General features: G+C 36.3%; 12 protein-coding genes. 5 read left to right on the plus strand and 7 right to left on the minus strand.

Translation table 11 applies throughout. The annotated features are described in order from the left end of the window. Window positions 1-34: 34 nt before the first annotated feature. From E1I69_RS17015 to E1I69_RS17030, 4 genes are all read left to right on the plus strand, one after another. Entirely contained in the window at window positions 35-3,016 is a 2,982-nt protein-coding gene (locus E1I69_RS17015) for an EAL domain-containing protein (RefSeq protein ID WP_161974924.1), read from the plus strand. 146 nt (window positions 3,017-3,162) lie between these two features. Beyond that, window positions 3,163-5,235 carry an EAL domain-containing protein gene (locus E1I69_RS17020; RefSeq protein ID WP_161974925.1) on the plus strand — a complete coding sequence of 691 codons (2,073 nt, stop codon included), beginning with the start codon at window positions 3,163-3,165 and terminating at the stop codon, window positions 5,233-5,235. Between the two features lie 24 nt (window positions 5,236-5,259). Continuing rightward, window positions 5,260-8,490: a response regulator gene (locus tag E1I69_RS17025; protein ID WP_136380762.1), complete on the plus strand. Its 3,231-nt coding sequence runs from the start codon at window positions 5,260-5,262 to the stop codon at window positions 8,488-8,490. 19 nt (window positions 8,491-8,509) lie between these two features. After that, entirely contained in the window at window positions 8,510-9,376 is an 867-nt protein-coding gene (locus E1I69_RS17030; protein WP_136380763.1) for a CheR family methyltransferase, read from the plus strand. Between the two features lie 99 nt (window positions 9,377-9,475). Here E1I69_RS17030 and E1I69_RS17035 read toward each other — a convergent pair whose 3' ends face one another. From E1I69_RS17035 to E1I69_RS17060, 6 genes are all read right to left on the minus strand, one after another. Further along, a complete protein-coding gene (locus E1I69_RS17035; RefSeq protein ID WP_136380771.1) occupies window positions 9,476-9,943 on the minus strand; it encodes a hypothetical protein in 468 nt (155 codons plus the stop codon). Between the two features lie 121 nt (window positions 9,944-10,064). Further along, a complete protein-coding gene (locus E1I69_RS24835) occupies window positions 10,065-10,694 on the minus strand; it encodes a hypothetical protein (RefSeq protein ID WP_207308563.1) in 630 nt (209 codons plus the stop codon). A 101-nt stretch (window positions 10,695-10,795) separates the two neighbouring features. Beyond that, window positions 10,796-11,617 carry an EcsC family protein gene (locus E1I69_RS17045; protein ID WP_136380764.1) on the minus strand — a complete coding sequence of 274 codons (822 nt, stop codon included), beginning with the start codon at window positions 11,615-11,617 and terminating at the stop codon, window positions 10,796-10,798. Window positions 11,618-11,756: 139 nt separating this feature from the next. Next, window positions 11,757-12,320, minus strand: a complete 564-nt coding sequence (locus tag E1I69_RS17050) for an FAD-dependent oxidoreductase (RefSeq protein ID WP_136380765.1) — start codon at window positions 12,318-12,320, stop codon at window positions 11,757-11,759. Between the two features lie 108 nt (window positions 12,321-12,428). Continuing rightward, window positions 12,429-13,658, minus strand: a complete 1,230-nt coding sequence (locus E1I69_RS17055) for an MFS transporter (RefSeq protein ID WP_136380766.1) — start codon at window positions 13,656-13,658, stop codon at window positions 12,429-12,431. Between the two features lie 17 nt (window positions 13,659-13,675). Beyond that, on the minus strand, window positions 13,676-14,095 hold the full coding sequence (locus E1I69_RS17060; RefSeq protein ID WP_136380767.1) for a MarR family winged helix-turn-helix transcriptional regulator: 420 nt from the start codon (window positions 14,093-14,095) through the stop codon (window positions 13,676-13,678). A gap of 165 nt (window positions 14,096-14,260) precedes the next feature. Here E1I69_RS17060 and E1I69_RS17065 point away from each other — a divergent pair, with 165 nt between their 5' ends. Then, window positions 14,261-15,007, plus strand: a complete 747-nt coding sequence (locus E1I69_RS17065) for a GTP cyclohydrolase II (protein WP_136380768.1) — start codon at window positions 14,261-14,263, stop codon at window positions 15,005-15,007. A 37-nt stretch (window positions 15,008-15,044) separates the two neighbouring features. Here E1I69_RS17065 and E1I69_RS17070 read toward each other — a convergent pair whose 3' ends face one another. Then, window positions 15,045-15,413, minus strand: coding sequence for a potassium channel family protein (locus E1I69_RS17070; protein WP_116351347.1), 369 nt, complete (start codon window positions 15,411-15,413; stop codon window positions 15,045-15,047). Between the last annotated feature and the right edge of the window lie 499 nt (window positions 15,414-15,912).

Genomic DNA, 15,912 nt, shown 5'->3' on the forward strand with positions numbered 1-15,912 from the left:
AAAGATGTGTCATGATAACAAGGGGGATATAAAAATGGCAGGACTATCTTTTTTTAAACAGTTAACAAGATTTTCAAATGAGGATATATTTAGACCTAAAACAACGAATTATGAGATGGCTAATGAATTATATACTTTAAAAGCTTTGATTGATAATCATCCTCAAGCCGTATTAGCATTTGATGTAAATGTGAACATATTGCATTATAACCCTGCAGTACTAAAAACATTTGGATACAAAGAAAAGGAATTACCTGGTAAACTACAACAATATTTAAACGGAACTGATAAATACAAACGAAAAAAATGCCACCAATTTGCTTTACAGGGCAAAGTACAAAACTATCAAACATCCGTATCACATGCAAATGGAGAAACAATTTATATTGATGTTTCTTTAATACCTATCCAAAATAACGAAGGGGAGACCACTCTTATTTATGCGGTTGCAAAGGATATTACACTCTACGTTCGTCATGAAAAAGAATTGGAAAAAATAAAAGGTAGCCTTGAATTAGCACAAAAGGTTGGCGCAATTGGTAGTTATGACTATGATATTATCGAGGATGAGGCCTATTGGTCAAACCAAATGTATGTGCTTTACGGAATTAAAGAATTAGAACAATTTGTTCCAACATTTGAGAGTATTACGGAACTCGCTCATCCGGAAGATCGGGAAAAATTTGAACAAGCTGTTCTTTCAGCAATTAATGAAAGAAGAAATTTAAGTTTTGAATACACAATCCTTCGTAAGGATGGGACTACTATTCATGTATATAACCAAGCAGATGTAATCTTAGACGAAAATCAGAAACCTATTCGATTAATTGGTACCGTTCAGGATATTACGAAAAGAAAAACGGCAGAACTTAAGCTCAAAGAAAATGAAAATCTAATTGAACATATTTTTGATAATTTAGAGGTAGGCATCTGGTCTTTCAATATGAAAAAAGCTCAATATGAGTTGATATCTAAGGGGACCGAAATTATTACTGGGTATTCACCTTCTAATTTTTCGAATCGTCTATCCTGGGATTCTCTCATCCATCCAGATGATTATCCGGCTTACCAAGAACGGCATTTAAATATACACAAAGGGCAGAATTTCAATCATCAATACCGGATTATTCATCGAAACGGTGAAGTAGTATGGGTTCATGAACAGGTATTGCCTGTTTTTGACGAAAATAATAAGATCGTTAGGCTGGATGGGATCGTTTCAAATATCACTGAGCAAAAAGAATATGAAAAAAGAATTCAATATTTAGCTTTCCATGATTATTTAACCAAACTGCCTAACCGTATACTTTTTGAAGAAAAAGTGAAAGAACTTATTACGTTATCAAACAATGACAAAAAACACTTTTCAATTTTATATATTGATTTAGATCGCTTCCGTAATATTAATGAATCACTTGGACACCACATCGGAGACAAATTACTTTATGAATTTGGTCAAAGAGTGAATATGTTGTTAAAGAAAAACTCTTTATTTGCAAGATTAGGCGGAGATGAATTTGGCGTTATCATATGGGATTATGAAGAATCAGATGACCCGATTACTATTGCAAAGTTAATCATTGATTGTCTTGACCTACCGTTTTTTATTGATGATTTTGAATTACTAATTACGACGAGTGTTGGCATAAGTAGTTTTCCCGAAAATGGGAAAACGATAGAGGAAATAATAAAAAATGCAGATGCCGCTTTGTATCGGGCAAAAGCAACAGGGAAAAATACGTATCATATTTACTCGTCCTCATTAAGTATCAACTCCTTCAAGCAGTTTTATCTTGAAAGAGATTTAAGAAAAGCGATTGAAAAAAATCAATTAGTTGTCTATTTCCAGCCAAGAGTAGATTCTAGTACAGGGAAAATAGTGAGTGCGGAGGCATTAGTCCGTTGGGAGCATCCTGTATGGGGACTCGTATCCCCACTTGAATTTATTCCGCTTGCAGAAGAAACAGGTTTTATTAATGAAATTGGAGATTGGGTTTTCGCCAATGTATGCCAAAGTTTAAATAAATGGAAACAACAAAACTATGAAGTGGTGCCAATTTCCGTTAATATATCGGCAAAGAGATTCTTAAAAAGCGATTGGAAATCAAAATTAATCCATACATTGGATAAAAGTGAAATCAATCCATCATTAATAGAATTTGAAATTACCGAAACAACAATGATCAAACATGAAGAAACAGTAAAATCGGCTTTACAATTTATAAAGAGTCTCGGGGTTAAAATTGCACTAGATGATTTTGGAACGGGGTATTCCTCCATCACGTATTTAAAAGATTATCCAATTGATACAATCAAGATTGATCAATCTTTTACAAAACATATTGCAAAAACAAATAATGTCGAAACTATTATAAAATCACTTATTTTTATGGCTAAAGGGTTAAATATGAATGTTGTAGCAGAAGGTGTTGAAACAATCGAGCAGTTATCATTTTTGAGACAGCAAGAGTGCCAAGAAATTCAAGGCTATATCTTTAGCAAGCCAGTTCCAGAGGAAACGTTTCAAAACTTACTAAGCAAAATGATTTTAAAGCCAACCTTTAATAGCAACACCGCAAAATTCCTAAATAGAAGACGTTATTACCGGATCAATCTTTTATTCCCGATTAGTTCAAAGATGACACTAACAACAATACTTGGGAATATGGTTGAATTAGGAAGCACAGAAGTCTTAATTGAAGATATTGGACCGGGTGGGTTAAGGTTTCTGTCAACCATTCATTTACCAGTTCGTCCGGATATTATGTATCAATTCAAAACAAAGATTATGGGTGAAATGATTACCTTAAATGGTTATGTTGTTTGGAAAGAAGAGGTAAAAGGAGTATTCCAATATGGAATAAAGTTTAAAATGGAGGAGAGCCAAAGAGATGATCTTGTAAAGTTTCTAAATCATTTTTCTCTTCAATTAAGGAATAACCCATTTGTTCCAAACTGTGATTTTGTGAAAGAAGAGAAAATTTGTTATTTAAAAAGAGCAACCCAAGAAGAGTGAAAGCGGGGGTGCTCTCTCTTTTTTGTTTGAATGGAAAAATATAGTCTTATTTACACTTATATAAAATTCCACCAGTCCTATAATTGTGTTATTCTATTAAAAGATATGTCAAAATATGTATGACCAGAGGGGTAGGGATGACATCGGTGGAAAAAATAAATATTCTCTTAGTGGATGATCGCCCTGAGAATCTATTAGCTTTGGAGGCAATTATTGAAAAAGATAACTACAACCTCATAAAAGCCTATTCTGGAGAAGAAGCATTAAAGTATCTATTAAAATACGAATTTGCTGTCATTTTATTGGATGTTCAAATGCCAGGAATAGATGGAATTGAGACTGCCAAAATAATCAAAGCACGTGAGAAAACGAAAAATATTCCACTTTTATTTATCACTGCTAATAATATGGATTCGGATCATATTTTTAAAGGATATTCAGTTGGTGCTATTGATTATATCCTAAAACCAGTTGACCCAATTATATTAAAAGCAAAGGTAGATGGCTTCGTAGAAATCTATGAAATAAAGAAACAGCTAATAAAACAAACAGAATTATTATCTAAAAAAAATAGTGAAATTGAATATGTTGCCTTACATGATTATTTAACAGGTTTACCGAATCGTAGAATGTTACAGGATGAATTAGCGACTTTGGTGGCAGAAGCCAAAAAAATGAATCAAGATTTAGGGGTCATTGTTTTAGATATCGATTACTTTAAGTATGTTAACGATTCACTTGATTTTAATACGGGTGATCGGGTGCTTCAAGAACTCGCAAAACGCTTAACAAGGACAGTAAGGGATTGCGACTTTATTGCGAGATTTGGTGGTGATGAATTCTCCATCATTTTACCGAATACAGATCGTGAGGAAACGCTAGAACTTGCTATTAATATTCATCATGCTTTCAATGAACCATTATATATTGATCACTATGAATTGTTCTTTACTGCAAGCATTGGATTAAGTATTTTTCCTTATGATGGAGAAGACCCGGCTACCCTCATTAAGAACGCGGGTACTGCCATGTTCCGTGCAAAGGAACAAGGGAAAAATAACTATAAACTGTATCACTCTGGAATGAATCTTCAGTCATATCGTACATTTATCATGCAAAATGATTTACGTAAGGCGATTGAGCGAAATGAACTATCACTTGTGTATCAACCACGCATGGAATTGGAGACAGGAAATATTAAGAGTGCAGAGGCTTTGTTACGTTGGGATCATCCAAGGTGGGGAAAAATCCTTCCTGGTGAATTTATTTCACTGGCAGAAGAATCAGGGCAAATCATTGAACTCGGTGAATGGGTTCTTTTAACTGTTTGCAAGCAAATAAGAACTTGGATTGATATGGGCTTAACACCAAAAAGAATTGCGATTAATTTCTCTGCACAGCACTTTCTTCAAAAGGACTTAGTAGAAAAAATGAACCGGATTTTAATAGAATATGACGTAAAACCTGATTTGATTGAAATTGAAATTACAGAATCAGTCATCTTAGGTAACGAAACGGTAGTATCCAAAACGCTTCATCAATTAAATGATACAGGAGTAAAGGTAAGTATTGATGATTTTGGAACAGGTTATTCGTCACTTAGCTATTTAAGACGTTTCCCCATTCATGCATTAAAGATTGATAAAACATTTATTGACGAAATTACAGGGGAATCACCTGAAGAAACAATATTGACTGAGGCAATCATAACACTTGCTCATAATTTGAATATGACGGTTATTGCTGAAGGGGTAGAGTCAGAGCAGCAAATGGCAGCTCTACGGAAATTTAAGTGTGAAGAGATACAAGGATATTTTATTAGCCCTCCTTTAGTAACGGATAAATTTCAAGAGTTTCTTTCAGGGAATAATGAAGCTGCTTGTAAAATCGAAGGTAATAATAGTATTCAAAAGGACGTACCTACATTTGATGACCTTGGTGAACTTGCAGCTATTCAAAATCCCAAAATTTTTGATGGTGCAATCAATATGACAAAGGAAACCTTCTCGATTACAGCAAGAGAAATGGATGTGTTTGAACTCCTTTTATCAGGCTTAACCAATAAGGAAATCTCCGAAAAATTATTTATAAGTGAACATACCGTAAAAAATCATATAACCCGGATTTTCCAAAAATTAAATGTAACGGATCGTGTACAGGCCATTGCATTGGTATATAAAACATGTTTTGAGATTGGGGAGCCGCAGTTTAGAAAATAATTGTTACGCAGAAAGGAGCCCTTTATGAAAATCAGAACCAAATTATTATTAGGGCTAAGTACATTACCCATTCTTCTCATCGTTCTTATCGCGATTGGATTTTCTCAAATCTCGAGTCTGAATAAAATGAATTCTACTCTAGAATCAAACTATGAATTAACGATTTTAGCAGAAGAAACACATCGTGATATTAAGGATGAAGGCATTCGATTACGCAATCTTGTCGTTTTTAATGATGAGGCAACAATTCAAAAAGAACTAGCAAAATTGCAGGAATTGAATCAATCTATTTTATCAAATATCGCATTAATCGAGGGAAAGACTGACACAGAAGAACAAAAAAACTTAATACGGAAACTTAAAGATACAAATGCTGACTTTAATGTTTATCAACATGAGTTAATCGAACTTATTAATGCAGGGAAGAAAGACGAAGCTCGCGATTTAATTGATGAGAGTTCAGTCGACCTTCATGAAGAATTTTTTACCATTCTTACTGATATTACAAATTCTTTGGAGGAAACACAGGAAGCTTCATTAAACAATATCGTTTCGGAGTTTAAACGCGAATTAATGATTAGTGCTCTTATCTTAATTATTAGCGTTATTTTTATCATGAGTCTTCTTTCAAAAAGCGTGTGGACACTGACTTCAAAGTTAAATAAAGTCTCAATAGTGATGAAACAAGTAGCAAATGGCAGTTCTAATCTAAGTACCAAGGTTGCAGTGATATCCAATGATGAAATTGATGAAGTAGCAAGCTCATTTAATCAAATGACAGATTCGTTAGAAGAACAAAAGCAGAAAGAAGAGGAGTTGATATGGGCTAAATCTAATATTGCTGAAATTACAACAAGTCTTAGTGGCATTCATGATTTAAATACTTTAGCCCAAACTTTCCTTTCGAAGGTTGTTCCACTCGTCGAATCAAGTCATGCTGTATTTTATGTAAAAGATTTGGAAGTTGAAGATGAAACAGATCGTTATACATTGCTTGCATCTTATGCATTTAAGGAGAGAAAGAATTTCTCCAATACAATCCGTTCAGGGGAAGGCCTTATTGGACAAGCTGTCCTTGAAAAATCTCCAATTATTCTAACCGATGTCCCTTCAGACTATGTCCGTATAAACTCAGGCTTGGGGGATGCATCACCTCTAAATATATACGTATTACCGATTGTTTTTGAGGGGGATGTAAAGGCAGTCGTCGAGTTTGCCTCCTTCAAATTATATAGTGAAACACAACAAAGCTTCTTAGAAGAAATGATTAATGGTCTAGGTATTATCATCGAAAGTGTGATGGGTAGAATTAGACTTGCTAGATTACTAGAGGAATCTCAAACACTAATGGAGGAAGTTCAAGCACAATCTGAAGAACTTCAGGCACAACAAGAGGAATTAAGGACTACGAATGAAGAACTTGAGGAGCAAACACAGGCACTTCGTCAGTCAGAGGAAAAACTTCAAGCTCAACAAGAAGAGCTTGAACAAACAAATGCAGATTTAGAAGAAAAGGCAAAGAACTTAGCAGATCAAAATAAGAAATTTGAACAAACGAATCGAGAAGTTGAAGCTGCGAGAGCAGAGTTAGAGGAAAAAGCAAAACAGCTTGCATTAAGTTCGAAATATAAGTCTGAATTCCTTGCAAATATGTCTCACGAGCTAAGAACACCATTAAATAGCTTACTCATTTTATCGAAGCTTTTAACGGACAATTCAGATGGGAACTTATCCGCAAAACAAGTGGAATATTCGAAAACCATCTATTCAGCAGGAAATGATTTACTAGCACTAATAAATGATATCCTGGATTTAGCAAAGATTGAATCCGGAAAAATGGAAGTCAATCCGAGCCAAGTTCTAATTGAAGATTTAGCAGACTTCGCAGAAAGAGGCTATCGACCAATTGCGAATGAAAAGGGTCTGCAGTTTACGATCGAAGTCAAAAAAGATGTTCCTTCCTATCTTTATAGTGATGAACAAAGGATTCAACAAGTATTAAGAAATCTATTATCAAATGCGTTTAAGTTTACACAAGTAGGGGAAGTCAAACTAGAAATTTCTTACAACCGATCAATCAAAGGAGACCCTCATTTTGCTTTTTCAATAACGGACAGTGGCATTGGAATTCCACCCGAAAAACAAGGACTTATTTTTGAAGCGTTCCAGCAAGCAGATGGTACAACGAGCCGAAAATATGGCGGTACTGGCTTAGGATTATCGATAACTAGGGAAATTGCGACTCTCTTAGGCGGGGAAGTTATCTTAAAAAGTGAAGAAGGTAAGGGTAGCACGTTTACATTTATTGTTGGTGAATACCAAAATGGGACAGAGCAACAAAAGGCTATTAAAGAGGTTGCTACATCAAGCGAGCAGCCAATTGAAGTTTTGCCTAAAAAGGCAATTACTCAAATAGTTGAACAAGAAACTCAAATGATTGATGAAAATAGCAAGATCAAAAGGCTCTTACTTATTGACGATGATCCCTTACAACGAAATGCTCTTATGGAGTATATAGGAGATATGGATATTATCATTAAGGCTGTTTCATCAGGCTTTGAGGCAATCGAGGAATTAAAGGTTAGCTCCTTTGATCTCATTATCTTAGATTTAGGGCTACGTGATACGAATGGCTTTGATTTACTAGCAAAAATTAAGAATTCCCACCATCACGAAGATATTAAAGTGTTAGTATATACAGGACGTGATCTATCTTCGAAAGAGGAACTCCTCTTAAATAAGTATGTTCATCAGATTATCATTAAAGATGAACATTCACCGATGAGGTTAAAGGAAGAGATTTCATTGCTACTGGATCACAATGATTCAGAGGAGGATGGGATAGAGTTTCTTTCCACGAAGCCCATTGGAGAACAAACTGGCCTGAATGGAAAGAAAATTCTTCTTGTCGATGATGATGTACGAAATGTATACGCAATTTCAAGTATCCTTGAGATGTATGGAATGAATGTGGTTTTCGCCGAAAATGGCATTGAGGGAATCGAAATCATACAGCAACAAACAGATATAGACCTTGTGTTAATGGATATTATGATGCCTGAAATGGATGGGTATGAGGCAATTAAAAGGATTAGAGAGTTTTCGGAATTCAGTTCGCTACCTATCATTGCTTTGACAGCGAAGGCCATGAAGGAAGATCGTGAGAAATGTATGGAAGTAGGGGCATCAGATTATATTGTTAAACCGATTAATCCTGATCAACTCATTTCATTAATGAAGGTTTGGTTATATTAAGGAAAGGACCTTTCGCACCATGAATACTCCATTTGAGAACCAATCGAGCTACATCGAATCGAGAACTAGCTCAGAACTTGAAAAAATTGAAATTGAATTATTGTTGCAAGGTCTTTATAAATGGTGTGGCTATGATTTTCGAAGCTATGCGTACAATTCTATAAGAAGAAGAATTCTTCACCGTGTTGAAGCTGAAAAACTTTCGAGTGTTACCGGGCTTCTTGAGAAAATTTTGCATGATTCAGCTTGTTTAAGAAGATTAATAGGGGATTTCTCTATTAACGTAACCGAAATGTTTCGAGATCCTTTATTCTTTTTAGATTTTCGAGAAAAAGTAGTTCCTTTACTACGGACCTACCCATCCATACGAATCTGGCATGCTGGATGTTCAACAGGGGAAGAAGTTTATTCAATGGCAATTTTACTTCTTGAAGAGGGACTCTATGAGAAGACAAAGATTTATGCGACAGATATTGATGCAGAAGCGTTAAAAGTTGCAAAATCGGGGAGATATCCGATCGAAAATATGAAAAAGTATACAAAGAATTACTTACAGTCTGGAGGGCATAATGCCTTTTCAGACTACTATACGGTAAAAGATAGTAGAGTAAAGTTTCATTCGCAGTTATCCAAAAACATTGTATTTGCTCAACACAACCTGGTTACAGACCAATCATTCAATGAATTTCACGTCATTTTATGTAGAAATGTCCTGATCTATTTTAATAAGGAATTGCAAAAGAGAGTCCATAAATTGTTTTACGAAAGCCTTGCGATGTTTGGTATTCTTGGTCTTGGTGATAAGGAGACGATTTACTACACCGACAAGCAAGATTTTTACGAAGAAATTAGCCCAAAACAAAAATTGTATAAAAAGGTGAAGTAATGTGAAACTTCAATCTGTGGGAGAAGTTTTACTGTTAGTTGCTGCGGGATAAATGATAAAGGTTGCTTTTTAAATGAAGCAACCTTTTGTCTATGGTTTTTACGCTAAAGCATCTTCTTTACTAATGGCAAGGATAATCTTTCTTATGAGTAATCCAAGTAAAATCCCTGGAATAACACAAATCATTGGGAAAAAGACGGGTCCAAATGTGATTCCAAAAAAGATCGCTTTCGGTGCCACCATTAATCCAACCGTCACACAATAAGCGGAAAAGGCAAATGGTAAAAAGGAATAGGGTGCTTTTCCACCACCAGCTTCCTTAAATGCATCCCACATGGCGAAGAAGTAAAGACAGGGGTAAAACATGAGCCACCCATAATCAATAGATCCTAGTGCTTGTTGGGTTTCACCTAAGAAGCTAAGCATAATTGCTTCATTAAAATTTGCACAGGAATTGACCAAGAACTCTAAGAAAATAAAGGTAAGTCCTTTCACATATTGTTTATTTAATAATTGTCCGAACCCCGGTAATGCAATACTCCAAAAAATACGTTCTACAGCCTTCACATTCGTTTTATCCACCACACTTCAATTTCTATATACATATTTTCTTATATTTCCCAGTTAATTATTCATTTAATTTTCCTTTAAAAAAAGCACCTGAAAATACAGGTGCTTCATTTTGAATTTACATATGCTCATTTGGTGGCGCAGGCATCCCGTGAATGTTGGTTCTGTCAGTATTATTGTTCTCAGGTGATGGCTCTTGAAATGATGGTTCTGCAGGTTGATTAACCGCTGCATTCACTTCGGGTTGAACCTGTGTGGGTTCGACTTGTTGTGAATAGGCGTCACCGTTTTGATTAGAATAGTTTTGCAAGCCATCCGGTTGAGCCTGGTAGCTTTGATACTCATTTTGTTCAAAATTTGCTGGGTTCGAGTTATTTTGTTGCACATTTTGAAATTGTTGTGGTTGGTTGACGTTCATTTGTTGCTGAGGGTATCCTTGTGATGGCTGTTCATGACCTGGATATTGATTTTGTTGCGGTGTATTTTGTTGGCTTGTAGACGGTTCATTTGGATTTTGAAGTTGTTGAGCAACTTGTGTAATCGCCTCTGCTGGTGTATCTGGAATTTTATCGAAAAATCCTTTTCCTTTATCCGGATTCGAGATAATCCCTAGTGCGGCAAGAAAACCGATAATGGCTGTCACATATGTTTCCCACGTTGTTAAATCGATTTGCATACCTAAATCTTTTAACACCATATATAAAATTGATGCAAGAGAGACCCATAATCCGTAATTTTTCCATTTCATATGCTGATAACTCCTTTAAATAGTCTCCTTACATCTTATTCGGATTTTTTAAAAAACGTGCACAATGTTGGTTAGGTTGTACTATTAACAAAAAGACGCCTCTAAAAATGGGGCGTCATAGCTGCTGATTCATCTTGCAATCTTTCTAATATTCTTCTCTTGCGGTATAACATATTACCAGTCTCGGTTAAATCCTGGATCATGGACCGATTAGAGATGGCTCCGAAAATAATTCCTGCGATCGGTATCATTTGAAGTAGCTTTTTCCAACCAAATTGATCGCGGTACGTATACACAACCTCACGCCAACCTTGTAGTTGCGACATCATTTCATTTGAAGAACTTCTGCCGTGATAAAAAGTGGATAGTTCCTTTAAGATTGCTTGCTTTCCAACAACATCTGCGGAAGAAAACTGTAAGCATTTAATAATAAAAATTCGTTCGTTTTTTTCGTTAGGATCATATCCGTGAATGATGGCTATTTCTTGAAGTGTTTTTAATGACATCCCAAGCAAGGCGGGGATATCAACTGCAAGTGTAAAAATCCCACCGATTCCTGTAGTTGCTCCTTGAAGTGTTGCCACCTTCGTCCATTTTTCGGCATGTTCATGACTCGCTTCGATCATGGCTTGAAGCGGAATTTTTTCAATATCTGAGATACTTTCAACCTGAGTATTTGCTTTCTTTTCAACAAGATTTAAAATCGCTTTTTCTTGAATGAGATATTTGCCACCGGTTTGAATATAGCTTCCAATTTCATCGAGGAGCAGACCTATTTTTTCGTGGATAAACTTTGGAGTCAGTTTATCCAGTATTTTAAAAGGGATTCGACCGATTCGTTCCCAAAACCATAATCCACTTTGGCTTTTTTCCCAAGCTTCTATCTTCGTTAATTCATCTTCAAGCAGCTGTTTCGATTCCATTTACATACCCCTTTCATTCTTAATTGCTATTGTGTATTACGTATTTATGTATGAATGGTTTCAAAATATCAAGGAGCACATTTAAAATGAACGAAACAAAGCCAGGCTTTACACATAAAACCTGGCTTTTAGTATGCTTTTATTTTTTTAACACGTCATGGTCAACATAACGTTCACCATTCATTTCACTGATTACATTAATTGCTACCTTAGCACCGTCACCAGCCGTAATAATGGTGTGAACACTTACACCTGCACATGTACCTGCAGCCCAAATGCCGTCAACATTTGTTTTTCCAGATGCATCCACATCAAGAACGGTTTTAATACGAGGCTCAATACCATCTTTAGTTGCAACGCCTGCAGCTGCAGCGACATCAGTTAGAGCGCCTGTTGCAAAAATAACGTATTTTCCTTCGTACTCACCATTTTCAGTGACAACCTTAAAACCGATTTCAGATTTTTCCACAGAAGTTACGGCTTGTTGAACCACTTCAGCACCAAATTTTGCTGCTTGTTTTTGCCCAGTTTCCACTAAATCTGGACCTTCAATTTCCATAACGCCATAATGGTTTTCGACCCATGCACGTTTAGTCATACCTTTATCACTATCTAAAAGTAATGTTTTCTTTCCAGCTTTTGCAGTAAATAAAGCTGCACTCGCACCAGCAGGGCCAGCTCCAACAATCACAATATCAAACATTGTACAAGCACTCCTTTATGTAAAATAGTATCCAATGATAATTATACCCATTTAAACCATGCCAATCTAATTTTTTGCTTAAAAAAAGGGATAAAAAGGAATCCACTTTTACCCCTGCATTGTTTCTGAAGTTTGGTTATAGGTTTGCTTCGTTTGTACCACCATTTTCGTGCTTCGATCATGAAGAAAATAATAAAGCACAATCCCTAATAGCACATAAAAGCCACTAAAGAAATAAAACGTACCAAGCCCGATTTTCGCACTAAGAAGGCCAACTACGGATGATCCTAAACCGATCCCTGTATCATAAATGGATAAGAAAGTAGCTGTTGCTGTACCTCTTCGTCTTGGCGCCGCAGCTTGAACCGCAATGGTTTGGAAGCTTGGAAATAACGTTCCCCAGCCTAAGCCGATTAAGGCAGCTGCTACTAAAAACGTAACGGAAGTTGATGAAGTTCCAAGGAATAGCATTCCAATTGCAAAGACCACAATCGACGGATAGATAATTTTATTTGCGCCATATTGATCAAACCATCTTCCAGTGAAAGGTCTTGAAAGGATAAGTACGACTGCATATACCATGAAAAAGAAACTTGAAACCTCTAATAATCCAATTTCCTGTGCATATACAGACACGAAAGATAAAAGGGAGGAGTACACAATTCCTAATAATCCACCAACAATTGAGATTTTTATCGCAGGTACCTCGAAAAGGTCTCCAAAAGATAATTTTGTTTTCATTGATTTTTGTTGTGTTGCTTTTTCTTGTGCTCTTGCAGGTACTTTAACAAAATAACCTGTCACTAATGCCAGGATTGCACAAATCGCACCAACGATAAATACGCTATCCATTCCTGATTGGTTCATAAGTGTTAAGCCTAAAAATGGACCAATGACCATTGCTAGGTTGTTTGACATGATAAAATACCCCATTCCTTCACCTTTACGTGAATCTGGGATAATGTCTGCAATAATTCCTCCAGCAGCTGTTGTTGCCATTCCGAATCCAATCCCGTGAAATAAACGTAAAAGTAAAACGGAATAAATCGATGGAGTAAAGAAATAGAAAAGCGATGAAATCATGAAAATAAGTAAGGAAAGAGAAAGGACTTTCTTTCTTCCGATGGTATTAAGCCATTGTCCCGCAAATGGACGGATGATGATGGCGGAGAATAAAAAGACTGTAATCATGAGTCCTGCTTCTAACTCATTACCGCCTAGATCATTTAATGTGTAAACCGGTAATGTAACCAATAAATAATAAAACGTCAAAAATACAAAGAAATTACTAAGAGAAAGATTGAGAAAGTCTTTCGTCCAAAGCTTTTGTTTCTCCATGCTGTCTCCTCCTGTTGTTATTGGGTAATCTGATGGAACCATTGGTTTAAAAGCTCTTGAAGTTGGTTCTGCTTTTCTTTTGGGAAATTCCCGACTAACCTTTGATTCATTTCGATCATGGCCTGTTCCCAGTTTGGAAACTCAGCTAATGCTTTTTCAGTTAGTTCAATTTGTTTCGTGCGTTTGTCTGTTCCTTGGATCTGCCTGACATATCCAAGCTTAACAAGCTTTTGAATGTTTCTTGTCATTGGTGGTGCTTCAACAGTTAAATAATCACATAACTCTGATTGTGTTGAGGTCCCTTTTGTTTTTAAAACAAATAAAACGGACCATTGTGCGCTAAATAGTCCGAAGGGTTCCAACGTTTCATTCACATGTTTTGTAAGTTGACGTGACAGCTGATGCACGGCGTGAAACAGTTCATGACCTGTCTGCATAAAATCACCTCAATGCATAAATTTTCACAAATTAGTTACCTAGGTAACTATATCATCTTTTCTGTTATAAAAGCAAGTGGGAAGATAAAAACAATATTGCATAGGATAATTCACTTGCATAAATCAAAAACTAACCGCAACGAATTGAATTAGGGGGACTATTACGTGATATCTAAAGAAATTGTTTCCATTTTACAAGAGAAGATCAAGCTTATTGAAAGAGGAGATAAGGCCATCTATCTAGTTGGGCCAATCAAGCTTCCTGTCAATTTAGATGGGGAGACTGTCCTTTTCAACTGGTATTGTTGGCTTCTCTGTGATGAAGTGACACTTGATGCCAATCGGATCATTGAAAAACTTTCATCTACAAACTTAGCTGAAAGGCAGCAATCAAGTGTTTTAGTATACGGAGATTTCGAACAAGCCAATGAGGCTTTGATTCGGATGCACAGTATATGCCACACAGGTGATATTTTTGGAAGTAAACGTTGTGATTGTGGATATCAATTAAAACAATCAATGAGAATCATTGTTGATCACGGGGTAGGGGCATTGTTTTACCTAGCTAATCATGAGGGGCGTGGGATTGGGTTATTCAGTAAAGCGATGGCTTATATTTTGCAGGAGAATGGCTTGGATACAGTTGAAGCCAATATTCAACTAGGGTTTAAGGCTGATGCTAGAAATTATGATGATGCTATACGTGTGCTGAAAACATTGAGAAGCAAACCCGTTTCATTAATAACCAATAATCCAAGAAAAATGAACGCTTTAAAGGAGGCTGGAATGAATGTTTCTGAGCGGATGCCAATCTGGGGAGATGTCTCCGATTATAATCGAAAGTATTTGAGGACAAAAATAGAAAAAGCCGGACACTTAGTCGAAATGGCACAAGATGAACAACCATTTTAACGTATAATGAGCTAACCTTAAGTAGGCTAGCTCATTTTTAATCATACGGAAAATTTTCCCCTTCTGTATTTCGGAAGGGAGGAAGAAATTGAATGACAATAACTACAGGTAACAAATATCCGATTAATGCCTCAACAATGGCGACAGCCCGTGAAATTCCAAATGGGGTGACATCGCCATACCCAACCGATAAAAGGGTTATGGCACTAAAATACAAGGATCGAGTTACGACATCAAGTGATTGCTCCTGATGTGAATCAGATGCGTAATGGTCATGCACCGCACCAAGATCAAGTAAGTCCAACAAAATATATAAAATGGCGAATGTTAATAACGTATTAAGATACACAACGATAAAAATCAACGCTCGATACAAGGTCTTCCGCCGATGAATAAACGACTTCATCCTACTCACATCCTTAAAGACAGCCTTTCTACATGTATATTAAAAAAACAGTAGAATAGACTAGCCTCCAGGATCCGTCTCCTGTCAAAAATAAAACTCGGCAAACTTTTCCGAGTCGGGAAAAAGGGGTTGCTTATTTATTAACGGGTTCCGTTTTGAGGTGCAAACAGACCAATTATCATATTAAGACGCATAGGGTTTCTAAGGTCAAATCACAGTAAAAATCATAGTCAAACGCTTTAGAGAAATAAAGTCAGTAAATATTCGGACAAAGGAAAGCCGAAACATCGCTGTTATGTCCGAACTCGAGGCATCTTCAGACAAGGGAAAGCCAAAACATCGCGGTTATGTCTGAAGTCGAGGCATCTTCTGACAAAGGAAAGCCGAAACATCGCGGTTGTGTCTGAAGTCGAGGCATCTTCGGACAAGGGAAAGCCAAAACATCGCGGTTGTGTCTGAAGTCGAGGCATCTTCAGACAAGGGAAAGCCAAAACATCGC

The sequence above is a fragment of the Bacillus timonensis genome (assembly GCF_004799755.1).
GTDB classification, from domain to species: Bacteria; Bacillota; Bacilli; order Bacillales; family Bacillaceae_L; genus Ferdinandcohnia; species Ferdinandcohnia timonensis_A.